This window comes from Cupriavidus lacunae, from assembly GCF_003353055.1.
GTDB classification, from domain to species: Bacteria; Pseudomonadota; Gammaproteobacteria; order Burkholderiales; family Burkholderiaceae; genus Cupriavidus; species Cupriavidus lacunae.
This window is the reverse complement of the sequence record NZ_QKWJ01000006.1, coordinates 142,635-165,783: the sequence shown is the minus strand read 5'-3', so window position 1 is coordinate 165,783 and position 23,149 is coordinate 142,635. Positions and strand designations below refer to the sequence as shown.

The 23,149-nt window shown below is 68.0% G+C and carries 21 protein-coding genes; 11 read left to right on the top strand and 10 right to left on the bottom strand.

Annotated features, from left to right (window positions below; all coding sequences use genetic code 11):
• Positions 1–12 precede the first annotated feature (12 nt).
• Positions 13–387, bottom strand: a complete 375-nt coding sequence (locus DN412_RS07995; RefSeq protein WP_115014000.1) for a hypothetical protein — start codon at positions 385–387, stop codon at positions 13–15.
• 322 nt (positions 388–709) lie between these two features.
• On the opposite strand from DN412_RS07995, the gene DN412_RS07990 reads away from it, so the two are divergent.
• Positions 710–1,060, top strand: coding sequence for a four-helix bundle copper-binding protein (locus tag DN412_RS07990; protein WP_115013999.1), 351 nt, complete (start codon positions 710–712; stop codon positions 1,058–1,060).
• On the opposite strand, the gene DN412_RS07985 is transcribed toward DN412_RS07990, so the two are convergent.
• Positions 1,057–1,947: a LysR family transcriptional regulator gene (locus DN412_RS07985; RefSeq protein ID WP_115013998.1), complete on the bottom strand. Its 891-nt coding sequence runs from the start codon at positions 1,945–1,947 to the stop codon at positions 1,057–1,059. The genes DN412_RS07990 and DN412_RS07985 overlap by 4 nt on opposite strands.
• A 117-nt stretch (positions 1,948–2,064) precedes the next feature.
• Here DN412_RS07985 and fumC point away from each other — a divergent pair, with 117 nt between their 5' ends.
• Positions 2,065–3,471 (top strand): class II fumarate hydratase, encoded by a 1,407-nt coding sequence (gene fumC / locus DN412_RS07980; protein ID WP_115013997.1) that lies wholly within the window; start codon positions 2,065–2,067, stop codon positions 3,469–3,471.
• Positions 3,472–3,547: 76 nt separating this feature from the next.
• On the opposite strand, the gene DN412_RS07975 is transcribed toward fumC, so the two are convergent.
• Both DN412_RS07975 and DN412_RS07970 read right to left on the bottom strand, forming a co-directional pair.
• Positions 3,548–4,318, bottom strand: a complete 771-nt coding sequence (locus tag DN412_RS07975) for a ferredoxin--NADP reductase (RefSeq protein WP_078198742.1) — start codon at positions 4,316–4,318, stop codon at positions 3,548–3,550.
• A gap of 205 nt (positions 4,319–4,523) precedes the next feature.
• Entirely contained in the window at positions 4,524–4,949 is a 426-nt protein-coding gene (locus DN412_RS07970) for a hypothetical protein (protein WP_244222589.1), read from the bottom strand.
• A 364-nt stretch (positions 4,950–5,313) separates the two neighbouring features.
• Here DN412_RS07970 and DN412_RS07965 point away from each other — a divergent pair, with 364 nt between their 5' ends.
• The 3 genes from DN412_RS07965 to DN412_RS07955 all read left to right on the top strand — a co-directional run bounded on the left by DN412_RS07965 (position 5,314) and on the right by DN412_RS07955 (position 8,201).
• A complete protein-coding gene (locus DN412_RS07965) occupies positions 5,314–6,627 on the top strand; it encodes an MFS family transporter (protein ID WP_115013996.1) in 1,314 nt (437 codons plus the stop codon).
• Positions 6,628–6,718: 91 nt separating this feature from the next.
• Entirely contained in the window at positions 6,719–7,645 is a 927-nt protein-coding gene (locus DN412_RS07960; protein ID WP_115013995.1) for a LysR family transcriptional regulator, read from the top strand.
• An 82-nt stretch (positions 7,646–7,727) separates the two neighbouring features.
• Positions 7,728–8,201: an aminoacyl-tRNA deacylase gene (locus DN412_RS07955; protein ID WP_078198738.1), complete on the top strand. Its 474-nt coding sequence runs from the start codon at positions 7,728–7,730 to the stop codon at positions 8,199–8,201.
• Between the two features lie 75 nt (positions 8,202–8,276).
• On the opposite strand, the gene eutC is transcribed toward DN412_RS07955, so the two are convergent.
• Together eutC and DN412_RS07945 are read right to left on the bottom strand one after the other, a co-directional pair.
• Entirely contained in the window at positions 8,277–9,071 is a 795-nt protein-coding gene (eutC, locus tag DN412_RS07950) for an ethanolamine ammonia-lyase subunit EutC (RefSeq protein ID WP_115013994.1), read from the bottom strand.
• Positions 9,072–9,081: 10 nt separating this feature from the next.
• A complete protein-coding gene (locus DN412_RS07945) occupies positions 9,082–10,464 on the bottom strand; it encodes an ethanolamine ammonia-lyase subunit EutB (protein ID WP_115013993.1) in 1,383 nt (460 codons plus the stop codon).
• Between the two features lie 202 nt (positions 10,465–10,666).
• Here DN412_RS07945 and DN412_RS07940 point away from each other — a divergent pair, with 202 nt between their 5' ends.
• On the top strand, positions 10,667–11,704 hold the full coding sequence (locus DN412_RS07940) for an AI-2E family transporter (RefSeq protein WP_115013992.1): 1,038 nt from the start codon (positions 10,667–10,669) through the stop codon (positions 11,702–11,704).
• 54 nt (positions 11,705–11,758) lie between these two features.
• Here the strand turns inward: DN412_RS07940 and DN412_RS07935 are convergent, their stop codons facing one another.
• Complete coding sequence (locus DN412_RS07935) at positions 11,759–12,478, bottom strand: FadR/GntR family transcriptional regulator (protein WP_208647578.1); 720 nt, start codon at positions 12,476–12,478, stop codon at positions 11,759–11,761.
• A gap of 126 nt (positions 12,479–12,604) precedes the next feature.
• Here DN412_RS07935 and DN412_RS07930 point away from each other — a divergent pair, with 126 nt between their 5' ends.
• From DN412_RS07930 to DN412_RS07915, 4 genes are all read left to right on the top strand, one after another.
• The gene (locus DN412_RS07930) at positions 12,605–13,387 is read left to right on the top strand and encodes a (Fe-S)-binding protein (protein ID WP_115013991.1); all 783 of its coding nucleotides are present in this window, start codon (positions 12,605–12,607) and stop codon (positions 13,385–13,387) included.
• Positions 13,384–14,085, top strand: coding sequence for a LutC/YkgG family protein (locus DN412_RS07925; protein WP_115013990.1), 702 nt, complete (start codon positions 13,384–13,386; stop codon positions 14,083–14,085). Before DN412_RS07930 ends, DN412_RS07925 begins: the two co-directional genes overlap by 4 nt.
• Positions 14,082–15,527, top strand: a complete 1,446-nt coding sequence (locus DN412_RS07920) for a LutB/LldF family L-lactate oxidation iron-sulfur protein (protein ID WP_115013989.1) — start codon at positions 14,082–14,084, stop codon at positions 15,525–15,527. Before DN412_RS07925 ends, DN412_RS07920 begins: the two co-directional genes overlap by 4 nt.
• A 245-nt stretch (positions 15,528–15,772) precedes the next feature.
• On the top strand, positions 15,773–17,485 hold the full coding sequence (locus DN412_RS07915) for a lactate permease LctP family transporter (RefSeq protein ID WP_115013988.1): 1,713 nt from the start codon (positions 15,773–15,775) through the stop codon (positions 17,483–17,485).
• Positions 17,486–17,559: 74 nt separating this feature from the next.
• Here the strand turns inward: DN412_RS07915 and DN412_RS07910 are convergent, their stop codons facing one another.
• The 3 genes from DN412_RS07910 to DN412_RS07900 all read right to left on the bottom strand — a co-directional run bounded on the left by DN412_RS07910 (position 17,560) and on the right by DN412_RS07900 (position 21,569).
• On the bottom strand, positions 17,560–18,681 hold the full coding sequence (locus DN412_RS07910; protein ID WP_115013987.1) for a CaiB/BaiF CoA transferase family protein: 1,122 nt from the start codon (positions 18,679–18,681) through the stop codon (positions 17,560–17,562).
• 33 nt (positions 18,682–18,714) lie between these two features.
• Positions 18,715–19,689 carry a Bug family tripartite tricarboxylate transporter substrate binding protein gene (locus DN412_RS07905; RefSeq protein ID WP_115013986.1) on the bottom strand — a complete coding sequence of 325 codons (975 nt, stop codon included), beginning with the start codon at positions 19,687–19,689 and terminating at the stop codon, positions 18,715–18,717.
• 83 nt (positions 19,690–19,772) lie between these two features.
• A complete protein-coding gene (locus tag DN412_RS07900) occupies positions 19,773–21,569 on the bottom strand; it encodes an acyl-CoA dehydrogenase family protein (protein WP_115013985.1) in 1,797 nt (598 codons plus the stop codon).
• A gap of 120 nt (positions 21,570–21,689) precedes the next feature.
• On the opposite strand from DN412_RS07900, the gene DN412_RS07895 reads away from it, so the two are divergent.
• Positions 21,690–22,610, top strand: a complete 921-nt coding sequence (locus DN412_RS07895) for a LysR family transcriptional regulator (protein WP_115013984.1) — start codon at positions 21,690–21,692, stop codon at positions 22,608–22,610.
• Positions 22,611–23,149: the final 539 nt, after the last annotated feature.

The following is a 23,149-nucleotide window of genomic DNA, read 5'->3' as shown; positions in this document are numbered from 1 at the left end:
CGCCGCCGGGGCTCAGTGAATGGTGCCGGCGGGCTTGTCCGACGCCGGGCCGCCCGCGCCTTCGGGCTCGAACGGCACGTGGCGGCCATCGCTGGACTGGTAGCCAAGCTGCGCATCGGCGCCCAGCATCTTCTCCCAGGCGATCATGGCCTCGGCGACCGCGTCGGGCGCGCCCTTGAACACCACCACGTCGTTGCCGCAGCTGGGGCATTCGCCGCCGAACACGGCGTCGATGCCGCGCAGGCCCGGCACGTCGAGTGCGTCAAATTGCGTGAACGCGGTCTTGCAGTGCCCGCAGACCAGCTGGGCGGGGCGCAAGGCCTCGATCTTTGCGCGTGCCTGTGCCGCGCGCTCCTCGGGGGTACCCCGTCGTTTTGCCTCGCCCATGATGTGCCTTCCTTCCCCGTGCTGCCGGTGTGTGTTTGCATCGGACCGGCCAGTGCGGCCGGTCCGTGCCTGTTAGATGCGCGATGCGGGCCGGTGGTGCCCGGCCATTGCCGCAGGTGACGGCCGCGTTGCGTGCGCGCTGTCGCCAATCTGCTGCGCTCAGCCGGCATTGTAACCAGCGCGGCGCAGCAAATACCGGGCCGACAGGAAGCCGCAGCGCCTGCTATTGTGGATAACGATGCCCGGTGCCGGTACGGATGCGCCGCTTCCGGCACCGCGGGCATGCAGGTTTCATCCACCTACCCCCGAAGGAGGACGTTCCATGATCCGACCCACCGTGCAGGAAAACGCCGCCCGTTACGCCGACTGCATTGCCGCCTGCAATGCCGCGGCCGCAGCCGCACTCAAGTGCGCCGCGGCCTGCCTGGAAGAACAGGACGTGCGCAAGATGGCACGCTGCATCGCGCTGGACATGGATTGCGCCGGCATCGCCCAGCTGGCCGCGTCCTACATGCTGCGCAACAGCGAGTTCGCGGCGCTGGTGTGCGAAGACTGCGCCGAAGTCTGCAAGTGGTGCAAGGAAGAATGCGAGCACCATGACGCCGAGCACTGCCAGGAATGCGCGCGCGCCTGCGCTGCCTGCATGGAGCAGTGCCTGAAGATGACGGCTTAGCGGTCCCCGCCCGATTCCTGCTGCCCCTGCGGCGGCTCGGCCAGCGCGACAAAGGCATCTATCAGCCTGGCGCCGCGCCGCTCGCGCAGGCAGTAGAGATACTCGTGCAGGCACGGCGAGGCATCGGTGAAGCCCAGCACGCGCAGGTCAGGGTGGCTGGGCACCTCGTGCCGGGCGATCACCGATACGCCCAGGTTGCGGATCACCGCCTCGCGGATCGACTCCCGGCTGCCGATCTCCATCTGCGCGGCGGGGCTCACGCACGCCTGCGCCAGCATGTCTTCGGTGGCGATGCGCGTGGTGGAGCCCAGTTCCCGCATCAGCAGCCGGCAACCTGCCAGCGCGCTGACCGGCACCTCGGTGTGGCCGGCCAGCGCATGGGTGCGATGCACCACCAGCATCAGCGGGTCCACACCCAGCAGCACGCGCGACAGCCGCGCATCGTCCACGCGCTGCGACGAGGTGGCGATATCGACACGGTATTCCTGCAACGCTTCCAGCACTTCTTGCGAGTTGCCCGTCACCACGCTGACATCGATGGCTGGAAAGCGCTCGCTGAAACCGCGGATCAGCTCCAGCACATAGTAGGGCGCGGTCGCCCCCACGCGCAGGCTGCCGGTGCGCAGGTCGCCGGAATGGCGCAGGAAGAAGCCGATTTCGGTTTCCTGCTGCACCAGCGCCTCCACGCGCGGCAGCAGCGCCAGCCCCGCGTCCGACAGCGCCAGCCGGCGCCCGCCGCGGTGGAACAGCTCGACCCCGTACGCTTCCTCCAGCCCACGTATCTGTGCGGTGATGGTGGGCTGCGACAGGCCCAGGCGCCTGGCGGCCTGGGTAACGCTGCCGATGCGGGCCACCATGAAGAAGGACTTGAGCTGGGCGATAAGCATGCTAAGGCAGGGCGAGGCGGCAGACGCCTGGGCGCCTGTCACGGTGAAGCGGTATTCTAATGGACTGCACCAAGCCACCCGGTCCAACCGTTCGCTGCCTTGCAAAGGAGTCCGCCCATGTCTGACCCGTCCACCTCCGCCACCCGCATCGAGAAAGACAGCCTGGGCGATGTGCCCGTGCCCGCCGATCACCTGTGGGGCGCGCAGACCGAGCGCTCGCGCCAGAACTTCCGCATCGGCACCGAGAAGATGCCGCCGTCGCTGATCGAGGCCTTTGCCATCCTGAAGCTGTGCGCGGCACGCGCCAACGGCGAGCTCGGCGTGCTCAAGCCCGAACTGGCGCAGGCGATCGAACAGGCCGCGACCGAGGTCATCGAAGGCCGCTGGCCCGACGAGTTCCCGCTGTCGGTCTGGCAGACCGGCTCCGGCACGCAGACCAACATGAACCTGAACGAGGTCATCGCCAACCGCGCCATTCAGCTGCTGGGCGGCAAGGTCGGCAGCAAGACGCCGGTGCACCCCAACGACCACGTCAACGCCAGCCAGTCCTCCAACGACAGCTTTCCCACCGCGATGCATATCGCCGCGACGCGCGCGATCCAGCAGGAACTGCTGCCGGCGCTGGAGGCGCTGCAGCAGACCTTCGCGCGCAAGGTGGAAGCCTTTGCCGATATCGTCAAGGTGGGCCGCACCCACCTGCAGGATGCGGTGCCGCTGACACTGGGACAGGAGTTCTCGGGCTACATGACCCAGGTGGCCGATGCGCAGTCGCGGCTGCAGCAGGCCATGCTGCGCGCAATGCCGGTGGCGCAGGGCGGCACCGCGGTGGGTACCGGCCTGAACGCGCCGCACGGCTTCGCCGCGGCGTTCGCGCGGGCGCTTGCCGACTACACCGGCCTGCCGTTCGAGCCCGCGCCCAACCGCTATGCGCTGCAGGCTTCGCACGACGCACTGGCCGACCTGTCCGGCGCGCTCAACACCACGGCCTCGTCATTCCTGAAGATCGCGCGCGACTTCATGCTGCTGGGCTCGGGCCCGCGTGCCGGCTTTGCCGAGCTGGTGCTGCCGGCCAACGAGCCGGGCTCGTCGATCATGCCGGGCAAGGTCAACCCGACCCAGGCCGAGGCGCTGGCAATGGTGTGCTGCCGCGTAATCGGCAACCACACCACGGTGACGCTGGCCAACGGGCTGGGCACGCTGGAGCTGAACGCCTACAAGCCGGTGATCATCTACAGCCTGCTGCAGTCAGTGAGTTTGCTGGCAGGTGCCGCGTCGAGCTTTGCCGAGCATATGGTCGAAGGCGTCGAAGCCGACCGCGAACGCATCGCCGAGCTGCTGGAGCGCTCGCTGATGCCGGTGACCGCACTCAACCCGCATATCGGCTACGACAAGGCCGCGGAAATCGCCAAGCTGGCGGTCAAGCGCAACCTGTCGCTGCGCGAGGCGGCGATCGCGTCCGGGCATGTCACCGAGGCGCAGTTTGCCGAGTGGATCGACCTGAAGGGGATGACGCGGGAGGTGTAGGCGGGGGGTGTAGCAGAGATGCGCCCCGGCGCGGACCGATCCGCGCCGGGACAAGCCGGCTTTAGTCGATGAAAATCTAGCCGACGAAAGCCTTTTCCAGCACGAAATGGCCGGGGTGGCTCATATTGCCTTCGGTGAAACCGCGCCCTTCCAGGATGCCGCGGACGTCCTTGAGCATGTCCGGGCTGCCGCACAGCATGATGCGGTCGTTCTCGGTCGAGAACGGCGCCACGTCCAGGCGCTCGAACAGCTCGCCGGAGGCGATCAGGTCGGTGATGCGGCCGCGGTTGTCGAATTCCTCGCGCGTCACGGTCGGGAAGTACACAAGCTTTTCGCGCACCAGTTCGCCCAGGTGCTCGTGCTGCGGCAGGTGTTCCTGGATCAGTTCGCGGTAAGCCAGTTCTTCCACGAAGCGGCAGGTGTGGGTCAGCACGACCCGGTCGTAGCGCTCGTAGACCTCCGGGTCGCGGATGATCGACAGGAACGGCGCCAGGCCGGTGCCGGTGGCCAGCAGCCACAGGGTCTTGCCGGGCAGCAGGTTGTCCACCAGCAGGGTGCCGGTCGGCTTCTTGCCCACATAGATCTGGTCGCCCTCGCGCAGGTGCTGCAGGCGCGAGGTCAGCGGGCCGTCGGGGACCTTGATGCTGAAGAATTCCAGCGTTTCTTCATAGTTGGCGCTGGCGATGCTGTAGGCACGCAGCAGCGGGCGACCGTTCACCTCCAGCCCGACCATGGCGAACTGGCCATTTTCAAAGCGGAAACCAGGGTCGCGCGTGCAGGTAAAGCTGAAAAGGGTGTCAGTCCAGTGATGGACGGAAAGAATGGATTGCTGGTTCAGGTTGCTCATGGCGAAATGCGGCTACAGCGGCGGAATACAGCACCAAAGACGGCTGGAAAGGAAGGATCTTAACGCATGCTTGGGGGCGGCGCAGGCGGAGCCAGCAATGCCAGCGCGGGAATTCCGCGACGGGGGCGCCAGTGCGGCGCATGCGGCACGCCGGGGTCTTGCGGGGATGCGGGGAAGTTCCGGCTAATGCATTGGGTTTCCCGCCTCAGCCCCCCGGTGTCGGCACTGACAGTTCGCAGCGCTGGCGCGCCAGCGCCTCGCGCGAGTAGCCATGGCGCACGCGCAGCTGGTGCTCCACGGCGTCGGCCTGGTCCAGGCAGGCAAAGACCAGGTCGTCTTTCACGCGCTGCGACACGCCCTTCAGGCGCGGCGCCTCGTATGCGACCTGGCGCGCGCGGCAGCGCAGGAACAGCAGCGTTTCCTGCGAGGCGGTGACAAGTTGGTCGTGCTCGATCCGCTTGCATTCGACCAGGTCCTGGGCAAGGGCGCTGGCGCAGGCAAAGAGCAATGGCAGGCACAGCCATCGGCACAACGAGCGGTGCATGGCAAACAGGGGCGCAGTGGGCCAGTTGAAGGTCTGGCTCGCATCATTGCCCAGACCCGCGCACAGTGCAAGCCGCAGCGCGTGCAATATCCTGTAGCGATTCGGCGCCAGACGGTCCTAAGCGGGATTCAGTGTCCAGCCTGGCGAACAATCGCCCGCAAACCCTGATGGTTGCGTCGCGGCTCAGTGATTATGCCGCACCGCAGCACACGGAATGGTGGGCAGGTCGCCCGGATCCGGCTACGCTTGGGTGGCAAATGCGCCGCAGTGCGCGCCAGTTCACGCCCCAGACCTATGGGCTCCCCGCCCGGCCTTCCCCGTGTTCCTCCTTGCCGCTCCGCCATGCCGGCGGACCTGCGGCCGCCGCATTTCCGGCCTATGCTGCCTGCACTGCGAAGCGCGACCTGACCCGCGGTTGCCACGCGCGACCCTGACTGCCAAGACAAAAAACATGACCGATCTCACCGCCACCCAAGCCCGGACGGCACCCCCGAGCCCCGAGGAAGTGCGCAAGCGCATCTTCGCCATCGTGGCCGCATCCTCTGGCAACCTGGTCGAATGGTTCGACTTCTACGTCTACGCCTTCTGCGCGATATATTTCGCGCCGTCGTTTTTCCCCAAGGCCGATCCCACCGCGCAGTTGCTGAACACCGCCGGCGTGTTTGCCGCCGGCTTCCTGATGCGCCCCATCGGCGGCTGGCTGTTCGGCACCATTGCCGACCGCCACGGCCGCAAGAACTCGATGCTGATCTCGGTGGTCATGATGTGCGCCGGCTCGCTGATGATCGCCTGCCTGCCCACCTATGCCAGCATCGGCAACTGGGCACCGGCGCTGCTGCTGCTGGCGCGCCTGATCCAGGGCCTGTCGGTCGGCGGCGAGTATGGCACCACCGCCACCTATATGAGCGAGGTGGCGCTGCGCGGGCGGCGCGGCTTCTTCTCGTCGTTCCAGTACGTGACGCTGATCGGCGGCCAGCTGCTGGCGGTGCTGGTGGTGGTGATCCTGCAGCAACTGCTGGACGAAGCCGAACTGAAGGCCTGGGGCTGGCGCATCCCGTTCGTGGTCGGCGCCATCACTGCGGTGGTGGCGCTGTTCCTGCGCCGCACGCTGCACGAGACCTCGTCGGCCGCCAGCCGCGGCAGCAAGGAGGCCGGCAGCGTGGCCGAGCTGTTCCGCAACCACAAGGCGGCTTTCTTCACGGTGCTGGGCTATACCGCGGGGGGCTCGCTGATCTTCTACACCTTCACCACGTACATGCAGAAGTACTTGGTGAATACGGCCGGCATGTCGATCAAGACCGCCAGCTATGTGATGACCGGTTGCCTGTTCCTGTACATGTGCATGCAGCCGCTGTTCGGCGCGCTCTCCGACCGCATCGGCCGGCGCGCCAACATGCTCCTGTTCGGCGCGCTGGGCGCGCTCTTCACGGTGCCGATCCTGACCGCGCTGGGCACGGTCAGCAGCCCTGAGCTTGCCTTCGTGCTGATCGCCGCGGCGCTGGCCATCGTCAGCTTCTACACCTCGATCAGCGGCATCGTGAAGGCCGAGATGTTCCCGGCCGAGGTGCGCGCGCTGGGCGTGGGCCTGGCCTATGCCATCGCCAATGCGATCTTCGGCGGCTCGGCCGAATACGTGGCGCTGGGCATGAAGACGCTGGGCCACGAGACTGCGTTCTACTGGTACGTGACCCTGATGATGGTGATCGCCTTCCTCGTCAGCCTGCGCCTGCCGCGCCAGGCCAAGTACCTGCATCACGAGCATTGATACGCACCCGCGGTGCAATGCCGCGGGACCCCTGCGCGAGCATGGCAATATACGGGGGCTGCAATCGCCCCCGTCTTTCATTGATCACCCCATGGACCTGAACGCCCTGCGCCTGTTCGTCGACATCGTCGACGCGGGCAACCTGAGCGCGGCTGCGCGCAAGCTCAAGATGACGCGCGCCAATGTCAGCTACCGGCTCAAGGCGCTGGAAGAAGAGCTGGGCGTGCAGCTGCTGCGCCGGACCACGCGCCATGTCGAGCCGACCCCGGTCGGCGCTGGGCTCTACGAGCACGGCCGCAACATCCTGGGCGAGGTGGCGGCCGCCAATGCGCTGATCAGCAATATGGGCAAGAGCCTGCAGGGCCATGTGCGGCTCTCGGTGCCGACCGGTCTTGGTCATTCGCTGCTGTCGCCGCTGCTGGTGCTGTTCAAGCAGCGCTATCCCGACATCACGCTCGACGTGGTCTTCGACAACCGCGTGCACAACCTGGTGTCCGAGGACGTGGAAGTGGCGCTGCGCATCATCTCCACGCCGCCGGATTCGGTGATCGCCACCGAGATCGGCGAAGTCGACTGGATCGTGTGCGCGTCGCCGGTGTACCTGGCCGGCCACCCGGCGCCGCAGACGCTGACCGGGCTGCAGGGGCATGCGTTCGTCTGCGCGTCGCCCGAGGGGCAGAAGCTCAAGGCAACGGGCACGCGGCACGATGGCGGCGATGGTGCTGTGACCCGGGAGCAGGTGGTGCTGGAGCCCACGCTCACCTCCGAGAACTTTGCCTTCCTGAAAGAGGCGGTGCTGGCAGGCCTGGGCATCGGCTTCTTCCCGATCTATGCGATCGGCGCGGAACTGGACAGCGGGGCGCTGGTGCCGCTGCTCTCCGACTACCGCATCAGCGTGTTCGGCAGCAAGCTCTATATGCTGACCATGCCCAACCGCTACCAGACGCTGGCCACGCGCTACCTGCTGAACTTCCTGAAGACCGAGCTGCAGGCGGTGTGGCCGCGGCTGCGTCGGTAGCTCGCCCCGTCAGGGATGGCGCCAGGCACTATAGTAGGAGCACAAGGATAACCGTTGGCGCATCCGCATCTAAGGAGCCACCATGGCCCTGGCTAGCACCCTGGCAAACTGCCTGAGCAGCAAGAACACCCAATATGACATCATCCGCCACCCCTACACCCTGAGCAGCATGGCCACCGCAGAGGCCGCGCATGTGCCCGGGGACCGTCTGGCCAAGACGCTGTTGCTGGAAGATGACCGCGGCTACGTCGCCGCTGTGATCCCTTCGAGCCATCACCTGCAGATGGCCGCCATCTGCGAACAGACCGGGCGCAACCTGGTGCTGGCGCATGAGGACGAGATCCGCGAGATCTTCAAGGATTGCGACCTTGGCGCGATTCCGCCGGTGGCCATGGCCTACGGCATGCAGACCTACGTGGACGACAGCCTGATGAAGCAGCCCGACGTGTATTTCGAGGGCGGCGACCACCAGGAACTGGTGCACATGAGCGGCGAGCAGTTCTCGCAGCTGATGTCGGATGCGGGGCATGGGCAGTTTTCGCGCCGCATGATGTAAGCGGCGCGCGGTAGGGCCACCACGCGGGTTGCGTACCCGCGCTGTGGCCGTTTTGCATTCTGGCGTAGGGCGAATTCAGCCCGCGGGCAGCGCCGGCACGCTGTCGTCCTTCAGGTCCACGCCGGAGCGCCCCAGCGCCGCCGCGCCGCGCAGCAGGAAGGCCAGCCGGTCGGCGGCCTGCACATAGGGCAGCCCTTCGGGCCGCACGTTGGAGATGCAGTTGCGCTCGGCATCGGTGCGCCCCGTGCGCGGCCCATGGGTCAGGTAGATGCCGAGGCTGTCGGGCGAACTCAGCCCCGGTCGTTCGCCGATCAGCATCACCACCTGGCGCGCGCCAAGGATCTCCCCGATCTCATCGCCCAGCGCCACGCGCGACTGCTCGGCCACCACCACCGGGCCGATGCGCCACTCTTGCGGCAGGCGCTGGCGCGTGGCATCCAGCAATGGCAGCGCATGGGTCTGCGTGGCCAGCGCGGACAGGCCATCGGCCATCACGAACACCACATCCGGCGCCTCGCGCGGCCGCGCCGCGGCCAGCCGCTCGCGGCTGGCATCGTCCAGTCGGCGGCCCAGGTCGGGGCGGCGCAGGTAATCCGCGCGGTCGGGCGCCGCACTGTGCACGGCCACGTTCGGCACTGCTGCCGCATCCAGCGCCGCGGTCACGGCGCCCACGTCCAGCGGCAGATGCACGGCATCGCGCGCCTGCGCATGGGCCAGGCCGAAGGCCAGCACGGCGTCGGTGGTCTGGCTGTGGCCGGTGCGGCCCAGCGCAATGCGCGCGCGCGTGAACCGGCGCAGGCGCTGCCAGGGATCGTCGTCGACCTCGGCGGCGGTGGCGGGACTGGCAGGGGGCTGGCGTCTGGCCGTCATCGGCGGGTCCTTACAGGCTGTGGGCCATCTGCAGCAACGGCTGGCGCGCCGCGGGCGCCAGCAGCCGGCCGGTGCTGTCGGCAATACCCATGCGCTGCAGCCAGGCCTCGAACTCCGGCGCCGGGCGCAGCCCGAGCACCTCGCGCAGGTACAGCGCATCGTGGAACGAGGTGCTCTGGTAGTTGAGCATGATGTCGTCGGCACCCGGCACGCCCATGATGAAGTTGATGCCGGCCACGCCGAACAGCGTCAGCAGCGTGTCCATGTCGTCCTGGTCGGCCTCGGCATGGTTGGTGTAGCAGACGTCGCAGCCCATCGGCACGCCCATCAGCTTGCCGCAGAAGTGGTCTTCCAGACCCGCGCGGATGATCTGCTTGCCGTCGTACAGGTACTCGGGCCCGATAAAGCCCACCACCGTATTGACCAGCAGCGGCGAGAACGCGCGCGCCACGCCATAGGCCCGCGCCTCCATGGTCTGCTGGTCGACGCCGTGGTGCGCGTTGGCCGACAGCGCGCTGCCCTGCCCGGTCTCGAAGTACATCACATTGTCGCCCACGGTGCCGCGCGCCAGCGCCTGCGCGGCGTCGTGCGCCTCGGCCAGCAGCGACAGGCTGATGCCAAAGGCCGCGTTGGCGCGCTCGCTGCCGGCCACGGACTGGAACACCAGGTCCACCGGCGCGCCCTGCCCGATTGCGCGCAGGGTGTTGGTGACATGGGTCAGCACGCAGGATTGCGTGGGAATGTCGAAGCGGCTGCGCAACTCGTCGATCATGCGCAGCAGCGAGACGATGGCGCCCAAGTTGTCCGAGGCCGGATTGACGCCGATGGTGGCATCGCCGCAGCCATAGAGCAGGCCGTCGATGATCGACGCGGCGATGCCCTTGGGATCGTCGGTCGGGTGGTTGGGCTGCAGCCGCACCGAGAGCCGGCCCGGCAGCCCCACCGTGCTGCGAAAGCGCGTGACCACCTGGCACTTGCGCGCCACCGCCACCAGGTCCTGGTTGCGCATCAGCTTGCTGACCGCCGCGGCCATTTCCGGGGTGATGCCCGGCGCCACCCGCGCCAGCATCGCGCTGTTGGTCTCATGCCGCAGCAGCCAGTTGCGCAGGTCGCCCACGGTGGTGGCACCGATGGCGGCAAAGGCCGCGGTATCGTGGCGGTCGAGGATCAGGCGAGTGACCTCGTCCTCCTCGTACGGCACCAGCGTCTCGTTGAGGAACCGGGTCAGCGGCACCTCGGCCAGCGCCAGCCGCGCCGCCATCCGCTCCTGCTCGCTGGCCGCGGCAACGCCGGCCAGGGCGTCGCCGGAGCGCGCGGGGCTGGCGCGGGCCAGCAGCGTACGGAGATCGGCAAAGACGTGGCGCCGGGTGCCGATAGTATGGGAGTAGGCCATGCGTTCCATTCCTGGACTTGGGGCCAGACGACGACAGCGGTGCGCCGGGCGCGATTCCCCCTAATATAGACACCCTTTGTGTGTGGCGTTATGCCAACATCGCGAAGACATTGCGACAGCGCGCGCGGCCTGACGCAGGCACAACATCTGGATCGGCGAGAATCCAGAATAATTTTCAGCAAATTGCATGCCGGAGACCCCGATGAAAGACCCCGACCCGACCACCACCCCGCGCCTGCTGCCGGCCGCGTGGTATAGCGTCGGCACCGTCGCCTACCTGCTGACCGCCCTCGCGCTCCTGACCGTGCTGCACGCCAACCTGGTGGCGGCGCTGCTGTCCGGGCTGCTGCTGTACTCGCTGGTGGACGTGCTGGCGCCGCGCCTGAAGCGCCTGAACCAGCGCCACGACGCGCTGGCGGTGGCCATCCTGTCGGCGGTGATCCTCTTCGGGCTGACGCTGGCGGGCTGGCTGCTGGTGCGCTTTGTCAGCGGCGAGGGCAATAACCTGGACGGACTGCTCAACCGTGTGGCGGACATCATCGACCGCTCGCACGGGCAGTTGCCGCGGTGGCTCAGCGATGCACTGCCCAATGGCGTGGACGAACTGGCCAACACGCTGATCGAGACCCTGCGCGAGCACGCCGCGATGGCACAGAAGCTGGGTGCCGAGGTGCTGCGCACACTGGTGCATATCCTGATCGGGCTGGTGATCGGCGCGATGGTGGCGCTGTACCGCGCGGTGGCGCGCCCCAACCGACGGCCGCTGGCGGCGGCGCTGGTGGCGCGCGCGCGCACGCTGCAGCAGGCGTTCTCGCAGTTCATCTTCGCGCAGATCCAGATCTCCACCATCAACACCCTGCTGACCGCGATCTACCTGCTGCTGGTGCTGCCGCTCTTTGGCGTGCACCTGCCGCTGACCAAGACGCTGGTGGTGATCACCTTCGTGGCCGGGCTGCTGCCGGTGCTGGGCAACCTGATCTCGAATACGGCCATCGTGGTCGCATCGCTGTCGGTATCGCTGCCGATCGCGGTGGCGTCGCTGGTGTTCCTGGTGGTGATCCACAAGCTGGAGTACTTCCTGAACGCGCGCATCATCGGCGCGCGCATCCAGGCCGCGGCGTGGGAACTGCTGATGGTGATGCTGCTGATGGAAACGCTGTTCGGCATCCCGGGCGTGATCGCCGGGCCGATCTTCTATGCCTACCTGAAGCGGGAGCTGGCCGGCGCCGGGCTGGTCTGAATGCCGCCGCCGGCACGCCGGGGCGGTGGTAGGACCAATGTCCGGCCAGGCGGCTCAGGCGCCGTCCTGCTCCACCCGGCTGCGCACGAAGTCGATATGGGTCTGCATGGCGGTGCGCGCCTCTTCCGGGCGGCGCGCGCAGATCGCATCGCACAGCGTGCGATGCTGCAGCAGGAGCAGGTCTGACGCGCTGTCGTCCTGTTCACGCAGGCCGGTGCCGTTGATGGTGATGTGCTCGCGCAGCATGCCGATCACGCTGGTATGCAGGTGCAGGAACATGGTGTTGTGCGAGGCCTGGGCGATGGCGTCATGCAGCCGGGCATCGGCATCGGCCTCCGCCTGCTTGTCGTCGGCGGCACGCGCGCGTTCCAGTTCGGCCATCAGCGCGCGGATGCGCTTGACGTCGGCGGTGTCGGCGCGCAGCGCCGCGAAGTAGGCCGTGGCACCCTCCAACACGCGGCGGAACTCCAGGATGTCGTCGCGCAGCGCGGGATGGTCCGCCACCAGCTGGCCCCACGGCGAGGCAATGCCGGCGCGCAGCTGGTCGGTGGCGTAGACGCCCGCGCCGCGCCGGCTCTGCAGCAGGCCGCGCGCGGCCAGGCGCTGGATCGCCTCGCGCACGGTGTTGCGCGCCACCTCGTATTGCCCGGCGAGCACGCGCTCGGCCGGCAGGCGCGTGCCGGGCGGCCAGGTGCCGTCGAGCAGCGCGGTCTCGATCCGGCGCATCACCGACTCCACGCGTCCGCGGGTGCGCCCGTGGCTTGCTGCCGTCATACCGTGTGTCCTCGCTCCTGAACTTGCGCGGGTCGCCGGGAAAACTGGTCCAACCAATTTGTCACGCCGCGCGGAAGCGGGAATTATGCGCCGAAACGTGCGACCCCAGCACGCCCGGAGCGAGACATGAAGGATCGTCAGTACCCCACCGGCCCTGCCCCCACGCAGGTCTACCTGTTTGCCACCTGCCTGGTCGACATGTTCGTGCCGCAGGCCGGCCTTGACGCCGTGCGGCTGCTCGAACGCGAAGGGCTCACCGTGCACTTCCCGCGCGGCCAGAGCTGCTGCGGCCAGCCCGCCTACAGCAGCGGCAACCCCGACGCGGCCCGTTCGGTGGCGCGCGCCCAACTGGACCTGTTCAGCCAGCCCTGGCCGGTGATCGTGCCGTCCGGTTCGTGCGCGGGCATGATGCGCCACCACTGGCCGCAACTGTTTGCCGACGATCCGGTGGCCGGCCCCAAGGCGCTGGAACTGGCCGGGCGCATCTATGAGCTGGGCGAGTTCCTGCTGCACGTTCTGAAGCTGGACTTTGGCGACGCCGCACCGGCGAGCCAGCCGCAGGAGCGCATCGTGCTGCATACCTCGTGCGGCGCCCGTCGAGAAATGGGTACGCGCCAGCACGGCGTGGCCCTGGTCGACGCCTTGCCGGGGGTGACCCGCGTTGAGCATGAACGCGAGTCCGAATGCTGCGGTTTCGGCGGCACCTTCTCGCTCAAGCATCCCGATATCTCCGGCGCCATGGTGCGCGACAAGGTGGCCTCGGCCTGCGCCACCGGCTGCGACCGGCTGGTCTCGGCCGACTGCGGCTGCCTGCTCAATATCGGCCATACCGCCGCGCACGACCGCGCCCCGCTGCAGGTGGAACACCTCGCCACCTTCCTGTGGCGCCGCACCGGAGGTGCCGCATGAGCACGCCCGGCGCCCGCGAACGCATGCTCGGCCGGCTGCGCGCCGCCGCGCCTGCGCCTTCCCCCGCCACTGCGGATCTCGACCGCCGCATCGACGGCCATTTCGAGACCCGCCGCCACGGCACGCCGGCAGTGGGTGAACTGGTCGCCGCGATGCAGGCAGCACTGCAAGGCCTGCATGCCGAGGTCTGGTGCGCCGGCGAAGCGGCGTGGCCGGCGTTGCTGGCCACTGAGCTGGCCAATGCCGACGTCAAGCGCCTGCTGCTTGATCCCGCCAGCAAGGCCGGCGCCGCGCTGGCGGCCGCATTGCCGGCGCATATCGAAGCCGTTGGCTACGACCGCCCCATCGAAGCCTGGAAGGCCGAGCTGTTCGACACCATCGATGCCGGCTTCACCGTGGCGCGCTCCGGCATCGCCGCGACCGGCACGCTGGTGGTCGCGCCCGACGCGGGCTCGCCGCGCACGGTGTCGCTGGTGCCGCCGCTGCATGTTGCGCTGGTGCGCGCGTCGACCCTGCACGCCGACCTGCACCTGGCCGCGCGCGCCGAGCGCTGGTCCGACGGCATGCCGACCAACCTGGTGCTGATCTCCGGACCGTCCAAGACGTCTGACATCCAGCAGACGCTGGCCTACGGCGCGCATGGTCCGCGCCGGCTGTGGGTCGTCATCGAGACCGACACGGCGGAGGCCGGGCAATGAGCCAGCAGACACTGAATTTTGTTCCCCCGCAGGACTTCAAGGCACGCGCCCGCGAGGCGCTGGATGATCCCAAGCTGCGCCAGAGCTTCCGCGGCGCGATGGACTTCCTGCAGGGCAAGCGCCTGGCGCAGTTCCCCGACGCGGATGAGCTGGAGCGCCTGCGCGACCTGGGCGAGGCGGTGCGCCAGCATGCGCTGGCCAACCTGCCGGACCTGCTGGTGCAGCTGGAGGCCAGGCTGACCGCCGCCGGCGTGCAGGTGCACTGGGCCGAGAATGCCGACGAGGCCAACGCGATCATCCACCGCATCGCGGCATCGAAGCAGGCCAGGCGCGTGATCAAGGGCAAGTCGATGGCCAGCGAGGAGATCGAGCTGAACCATTACCTGGCCGAGCGCGGCGTGGACTGCATCGAGTCGGACATGGGCGAATACATCGTCCAGCTCGCAGGCGAAAAGCCCTCGCATATCGTGATGCCGGCCATCCACAAGACCAAGGGCGATATCGCGCAACTGTTCGAGGCGCATATCCCCGACACGCCCTACACCGAGGATGTCGACGCGCTAATCCAGACTGGCCGCCGCGCGCTGCGCCAGGCCTTTGTCGAAGCGGATATCGGCCTGTCCGGCGTGAACTTCGCCGCCGCGGACACCGGTACGCTGTGGCTCGTGGAGAACGAAGGCAACGGGCGCCTCTCCACCACCGTGCCCGACGTGCATATCGCCATCATGGGCATGGAGAAGGTCGTGGCCCGGCTGGAGCATATCGTGCCGCTGTCCACGCTGCTGACACGATCGGCCACCGGGCAGGCCATCACCACCTACTTCAACCTGATCTCCGGGCCGCGCCGCGCCGGCGAGCGCGACGGCCCACGCGAGGTCCACCTGGTGCTGCTCGACAACGGTCGCACCCAGGCCTATGCCGATACGCAACTGCGCGCCACGCTGCAATGCATCCGCTGCGGCGCGTGCATGAACCACTGCCCGGTCTATACGCGCATCGGCGGCCACGCCTACGGCACGACCTATCCCGGCCCTATCGGCAAGATCATCTCGCCGCACTTGCTGGGGCTGGAGGCGACTGCCGACCTGGCCACCGCGTCGAGCCTGTGCGGTGCCTGCGGCGAAGTCTGCCCGGTGCGCATACCGATTCCGCAACTGCTGGTGCGCCTGCGCACCGAAGCCAACCGCGATCCCGAAGAGCAGGTCGCCAACCCGCTGCGCGGCCAGGGCGCGAAGTACAGCCGCGGCGAACACCTGGTGTGGCGCTTCTGGAGCGGCGCGTATTCGCACCCGGCCACGTACCGCCTGTTCCGCTGGGCCGCCACGCGGCTGCGCGCGCTGACGCCGGCGAAACAGATGGGATGGACGCAGCACCGCACGCCGCTGAAGCCGGCGGCGAAGAGCCTGGCGGATTTTCTGAAGGAGAAGGGGCAGCCGGAGTAAGAGCGCCGGCCAGCACCACTAGCGCGGGCGTGCTCCCTCTCCCGCTTGGGAGAGGGCTGGGGAGAGGGCCGGCGCATCGACGAAGTGCAGCACTGTCGCATCACGACGGCCAACCCTCTCCCCCGGCCCCTCTCCCGCAAGCGGGAGGGGAGAGGGGAGCAAATCAGCGGGAGCTTCAAGGCCCGCAAGTCCTCACCAACAAAACAAAGATTTCCCGAAACACCACCAAAGCAGGAGACTAAACCGTGCAACCCTGGACCCAACTCTATACGCCGCTGGGCAGCCTGTGGCTGTCGTCGCTGGCGGCAGCCATTCCCATCGTGTTCTTCTTCATTGCGCTGGCCGTCTGGCGCATGAAAGGCCATGTGGCCGCAGCCGTGACGCTGCTGCTGGCGCTGGCCGTGGCGATCTTTGCCTACGGCATGCCCGCGCAGCAGGCGCTGGCCTCGGCGGGCTTCGGTTTTGCCTACGGCCTGTGGCCGATCGCGTGGATCATCGTGACCGCGGTGTTCCTCTACAAGATCGTGGTCAAGACCGGCCAGTTCGACGTGATCCGCGCTTCAGTGCTGTCGATCACCGACGACCAGCGCCTGCAGATGCTGCTGATCGGCTTTGCCTTCGGCGCCTTCCTGGAAGGCGCGGCGGGCTTCGGCGCGCCGGTGGCGATCACCGCGGCGCTGCTGGTGGGCCTGGGCTTCAACCCGCTGTACGCGGCGGGCCTGTGCCTGATCGCCAATACCGCGCCGGTGGCGTTCGGCGCGATGGGCATCCCCATCATCGTCGCCGGGCAGGTGACGGGCATCGATCCCTTCCATATCGGCGCGATGGCCGGCCGGCAGCTGCCGCTGCTGTCGCTGATGGTGCCGTTCTGGCTGGTGTTCATGATGGACGGCGCCAAGGGCGTGCGCGAGACATGGCCGGCGGCGCTGGTGTGCGGCGGCAGCTTTGCCGTGACGCAGTACTTCACCTCCAACCATATCGGGCCCGAGCTGCCGGACATCACCTCGGCACTGGTGAGCCTGGTGTCGCTGGCGGCGTTCCTGAAGGTATGGCAGCCGCGCAGCGCGTTGCAGCGTGCCGGCGGCAACGCGGGTGGCAACGTCAGCGGCGGCACCGTCGCACTGGCCGGTTTCGGCGGCGGCTTCGGCGGCGCCATGTCCAGCCGCAAGGCCTCGCCCTACACCCTGGCGCAGACGCTGCGCGCGTGGGCGCCGTTCGGCCTCCTGACCGCCGTCGTCACGGTGTGGAGCCTGCAGCCGTTCAAGGCGCTGTTTGGCGCCAACGGTGCGCTGGCCGGCACGGTGCTGAAGTTCAAGATCCCGGGGCTGGACCAGATGGTGATCAAGGCCGCGCCGATCGTGGCCACGCCCAAGGCCTATGACGCAGTGCTGAAGATCGACCTGCTGTCCGCCGTCGGCACTGCCATCCTGCTGACCGCACTGATCTCCGCGGTGCTGCTGCGCATGAAGCCGCGCACGCTGCTGGCGACCTTTGGCGAGACCCTGGTGGAACTGGCGCGCCCGGTGCTGTCGATCGGCCTGGTGCTGGCGTTCGCCTTTGTCGCCAACTACTCGGGCATGTCGTCGACGCTGGCGCTGCTGCTGGCCGGCACCGGCGCGGCGTTCCCGTTCTTCTCGCCGTTCCTGGGCTGGCTGGGGGTATTCCTGACCGGATCGGACACCTCGTCCAATGCGCTCTTCTGCGCGCTGCAGAACACCACCGCGCATCAGATCGGCGTGTCCGACACGCTGCTGGTGGCCGCCAACACGACCGGCGGCGTCACCGCCAAGATGATTTCGCCGCAATCCATCGCGGTGGCCTGCGCGGCAACCGGGCTGGTGGGCAAGGAGTCGGAGCTGTTCCGCTTCACGGTGAAGCACAGCCTGCTGTTTGCCGTGATCATCGGCATCATCACGGTGGTGCAGGCTTACCTGTTGCCTGGGATGATTCCGGGGTAACGGACCGGTCGGCATCGATGGAAAAAAGGCGGCCATGTGGCCGCCTTCTCTCTTGCAACGACGCAACGCCGCGTCTAGTCCAGGAACTCGTTCCCTTCGGTGAGCGGTGCATGCCTGTACGTCGCCGGCGTCCGGCTCAGCTTGACCGGTGCGCCCAGCCCCTTGTAGCCACCCTCCATCTCCACCACCATCTCGCGGTGCTGTGTATGCGGATGCTGCAAGGCATCGGCCACGGACAGCACTGGCGCGCACGGCACGCCAGCGGCCACCAGTTCGTCGGCCAGCACCTTGCCGTCGAATTCGCGCAGGCTGGCTTCCAGCTCTGCCTTCAGCGCCACGCGATTCACCGAGCGCGCGCCGGCCGTCGCATAGCGCTCGTCGTCGGCCAGCGCAGGCAGTTGCAGGTGCTCGCACAGGATGCGGAACTGCCGGTCATTGCCCACCGCGAGGAAGATCGGGTCGGTGGCAGTGGCGACGGTGTCGTACGGGTAGATGTTCGGATGCGCATTGCCGGTGCGCTGCGGCGTCTTGCCGCTCATGAACCAGTTGGCTGCATGCGGATGCAGCAGCGACAGCCCGGAGTCATAGAGCGCGGCCTCGACAAACTGGCCGAGCCCGCTGCGCGCGCGCTCCTGCAAGGCCAGCAGCACGCCGATCACGGCATTGAGGCCCGTCACCATGTCGACCACCGGCAAGCCCACGCGCAGCGGATCGCCATCGGCCTCGCCGTTGATGCTCATGATGCCGGACATGGCCTGGATGGCGGCGTCATAGCCGGGCAGGCCGCCCAGCGGGCCGTCGGCGCCGAAGCCGGACACGCGGCAATGCACCAGCCGCGGGAAGCGCGCGGACAGCGTGTCGTAGCCCAGCCCCCATTTTTCCATGGTGCCGGTCTTGAAGTTCTCGACCAGCACGTCGGCCTCGGCGAGCAACGCGAGCAGGACTTCGCGATCCGCGTCGGCGCTCAGGTCCAGCCGCATCACGCGCTTGTTGCGGTTCAGGCCGAAGTAGTAGGAGGCCACGCCGTCCTTGAACGGCGGCCCCCAGGTGCGGGTGTCGTCGCCCTGCGGCGGTTCGATCTTGAGCACATCGGCGCCGTGGTCGCCCAGGACCTGGCCGCAGTACGGGCCGCCCAGGATGCGCGACAGGTCGACCACGCGGATGCCGGCGAGCGCGCCGGGGCTGGTTTGGGTCATGGCTGGTATCTCTGTGCGGTTCAGTCAGGCGGTTCAGTCCAGCTGGGCGCCGGATTTCTGCACCACGGTGCGCCACTTGCCCACCTCGGCCTTGACGAAGCCGCCGAGCTGCTCGGGCGTGGTCGAGGGCGCGAACTCCAGGCCCTGCGCCTGCAGGGTCTTGCGTACCTCGGGCTGCTTGAGCGCATCGGCAAAGGCACGGTTAAGCTTGCCGATCACCTCCGGCGGCGTGCCGGCGGGCGCGACCACGCCGAAGAACACCGATACATCGAACCCGGCCACACCCTGCTCGGCCACGGTCGGCACGTCCGGCAGCGCCTGCGAGCGCGCCTTGGTGGTCACGCCCAGCGCGCGAAACTTGCCGCTCTTGATAAACGGCATCGCGGTCAGCACGTCGGTGAAGGCCATGCTGACCTGCCCGCCCAGCAGGTCGTTGAGCGCGGGACCGGTGCCCTTGTACGGGACGTGCTGAAAATCCGTGCCGGTGACGTTGTTGAACAGCACCCCGGCCAAGTGCGACGACGCGCCGTTGCCGGACGAGGCATAGGTCAGCTTGCCCGGGTGCGCCTTGCCATAGGCAATCAGCTCGTTGACGTTCTTCGCCGGCACCGACGGATTGACCACCAGCACGTTGGGCAGCTGGCCGATCTGGATCACCGGGGCGAAGCTCTTGACCGGGTCGTAGTGGATCTTGCGGTACAGGCTCACGTTGATCGCCAGCGGCGCCGAAGTGCCGAACATCAGCGTGTAGCCGTCGGGCTCGGCGCGCGCCACCGCCTCGGCGCCGATATTGCCGCCGGCGCCGGCGCGGTTCTCCACCACCACGGGCTGGCCCAGGCTGGACTTGAGCGCGGCCGCAAGCGTGCGCGCCATGGCATCGGTGGGGCCGCCCGGCGGGTAGGTGACGATCATCATGATCGGCTTGGACGGGAAGTCCTTCTGGGCGAAGGCGGGGGCGATAAAGAGCGAGCAGGCGGCGATGGCCGCTACGCGGTGCCAGAGTTTCATGGCGTTGTCTCCTGGGTGTAGGACGTCTCCCGCCCTGGGGCGGGATGGTATTGCGGGGGAATTGGTGCCGGCCGTGGGGCCGGTCAGAACACGTTGACCTGGTCGATCGCGCCGGCGGCGCGCACCGTGCCGTCAGCCGGCGCGACGGTCTCGGCCAGCCACTCGGGCTCGGCCTGCGCGGCCAGCGGGTCTTGCGGCAGCACGCGGTGGCGCAGGACCAGCTGGGCCAGCCGCATGCGGCGCACCGAGCCGATGCGGCCGGCTTCCCATGCCATCGCCACCGCGCTGGTGACGTGGTACAGCGCCGAGGCCGCCTGGCGCGCCGTCAGGTCACCGTCGGCGCCGGCATCGGCGGCCTGCGCGGCCAGCTTTGCAGCGGCGGCGATGGCGCCTTCAAACGTGGCACGCGCGGCCGCATGCATCGGCGTATCGGCCAGCAGGCCGGCCAGGTGCGCCTGCAGCACCGGCAGCGCGCCTTCGCGGCGGATGGCGCGCAGCACGTCGAGCGCGACGATATTGCTGGTGCCTTCCCAGATCGAACCGAGGTGGGCGTCCCGCACCAGGCGCGGATCGCTCCATTCCTCGATATAGCCGCAGCCGCCGCGGATCTCCATGGCATCGCCGGTGACCTTGCGTGCGTCGCGGCAGGCGCGGAACTTGATCAGCGGCGTCAGGATGCGCATCAGCGGGTAGGCGTCGGCCTCGCCCGCATCGGCGCGGCGCAGGGCCTCGGCGGTCTGGAACACCATGGTGCGCGCCTGCTCGGTGGGCAGGGTCAGCTTGAGCAGCTGGCGGCGCATCAGCGGCATGTCCTGCAGGCGCTTGCCGAATGCCTGGCGCTCGCGCGCGATGAACAGGCCCTCGGTCAGCGCGCGGCGCATCAGGCCGGCGGCGCGCACGCCGTTGGACAGGCGCGAGTTGTTGATCATGTCGGCCATCTGCACGAAGCCGCGGCCGGGTTCGCCGACCAGGTACGCATGCGCGCCTTCCAGCCGGATCTCGCCGCTGGCCATCGAGCGCGTGCCCAGCTTGTCCTTCAGGCGGATGATGCGGTAGTGGTTGTCGCTGCCGTCGGCCAGCTTGCGCGGCAGCAGGAACAGCGACACGCCCTTGTGGCCCGGCACGGCGTTGCCAGCCTCATCCTCCACGCGCGCCAGCACCATTGCCAGCGCGGCATCGGGGTTGGAGCAGAACCACTTGTCGCCCAGCAGGCGCCAGCCGCCCTCGGCCGAAGCGTCGCGCACCGCGCGGGTGGCGGTGGCGGCCACGTCGGAGCCGGCGCCCTGCTCGGTCATGAACATCGCGCCCTGGTAAAGATCGTCAAAGACCTGCGTGGTCAGGTTGGGCAGGAAGCGCTCGACCAGCGCCGGATCGCCGAACTTGCGCAGCGTGCGCGTCAGCGAATCGGTCATCGAGAGCGGGCAGCACAGGCCAAATTCGGCCTGCACGAACAGATAGGTGAGCGCGTACTTAGCCGCCGGCGGCATGGGCTTGTCCCAGCCCAGCACACCGCCGCGGTGCGACGCCGCTGCCAGGCCGAATTCGGCAAAGGCCACGCGCTCCAGCTCCACATAGGCCGGATGCTTGTCGATGCGCTGCGCGTCCACGCCGGCGCGGGTGCGGTAGGTGAGTTCGGGGGGATGGTGGTCGGCCACGCTGGCCAGCTCGTCGAGCACGCCGCCGGCCAGTGCACCCATGCGCTCGAGGTGCGGCAGCAGGTGGTTGAACAGGTCGGCCGGCAGGTACAGCGGCAGCAGCGCGCGCAGGTCCGGGTCGGCGGCGAACAGGCTGCCGCCCTGGCGATCCGGTACCGGATGGGCAGCGGCCGGTGCGGCGGGGTGGGCTTGTAGTGTGGTGTCGCGCACGGCGCTGGACGGCATGGCTGGTCTCCTGGAATTGGGCGGGCTCCGGCTGACGGTCCCTTGGACTCCATTATTGGAACCCCAAGGATTCGCGTCTAATTCTAAAATTGGCTTGATCCATATAATTTCTGTATCGCCATGGAATTCCGACACCTGCGTTACTTCCTCGTGCTGGCCGAGGAACTGCACTTTGGCCGGGCCGCGCGCCGGCTTGCCATCTCCCAGCCGCCGCTGTCGCTCAACATCCAGCAGTTGGAGGCCTCGGTCGGGGCGCGGCTGTTTGACCGCGACAGCCGCGGCGTGCGGCTGACCGCGGCCGGGCGCGCCTTCCGCGAATCGGCCACGGCGCTGCTGGCCCAGGCCGAGGCCGCGCGAGTGCTGGCACGCGAGATCGAGGCAGGCGCGGTCGGGCGGCTGCGGGTGGGCTTTGTCGGCTCGATGCTGTATCGCGGGCTGCCGCAGACGCTGCGCACGTTCCAGGCGGCCAATCCCGGCATCCAGGTGGCGCTGACCGAGCTCAACTCGCAGGAGCAGATCGATGCCCTACTGCACGACGAACTCGACGCCGCGTTCATCCACACCGGCCGCGTGCCGGACTCGCTGCAGGCAACGCTGGTGCACACTGAGCCCTTTGTCGGCTGCCTGCCGGCGGACCATGCGCTGGCCGCGCTGCCGGAACTGCCGCTGGCGGCGTTGCGCGGCGAGCCGTTCGTGCTGTTCTCGCGCAAGGCCTCGCCGGACTACTACAGCCGGATCTTCGACATGTGCGCGGCGCAGGGCTTCTACCCGCACATCCGCCATGAAGTCCGGCACTGGCTGTCGGTGGTGTCGCTGGTCTCGCAGGGAATGGGCGTGGCGGTGGTGCCGGCGGCGCTGGCACGCTCCGGCATGGCCGGGGCCGCATTCCGGCCGCTGGCCGACGCGACGGTGCGCTCGGAGGTCTACTGCGCGTGGAAGGCGGCGCCGGACCACCCCGCGCGCGACCACTTTGTCGGCATGGTGCGAGAAATGGCCGCCGCCGCGCAGGGCAGCGCCAAAGAAAAAGCCATCGGTCCATAGGCCGATGGCTTGTGAAGTACGCGTGGAACGGGGTGTTCAGCGTGCTTGCAGCTTAACGCCACCGGCTTTCGGCATCCAATAACGCAAATGAAGTAATTGATCGGTGTTGCATGAGGCTGGTTGCATTCCGTTTCACAAAGCCGAACCGCGCTGCATCGAGCTGAATCCATGCGCAGTCCTCCACACTTTGCGCAATATTGTCGCTAAATGTCCACACATTGCCACACGCTCGTCTAACGGCTTGGCTTTTAGCACTTTTAGCATTTAATCTGCTCAGCGACGCAGAAGTGACTTGGGAGGCCCGCGCTCCGCCAGGCCACTGGACATGGAGCTAGCTGTGCATAACAAGAAGAACGCCGCAGCCTCAGCCTGCACGCCACCGCCGCCTACACCACCAATCTCGATACCGCCACGCGCAACAGCCTGACCGGCTATTCCGGCGCGTGCTGGAGCTGGTAACGGCACGGGGCGCGAGCGGGCATTGCCCCCGCTCGCGCCCTGTCATCCGACCCCTGAGCGGTTATCATTCGCTTCCTGCC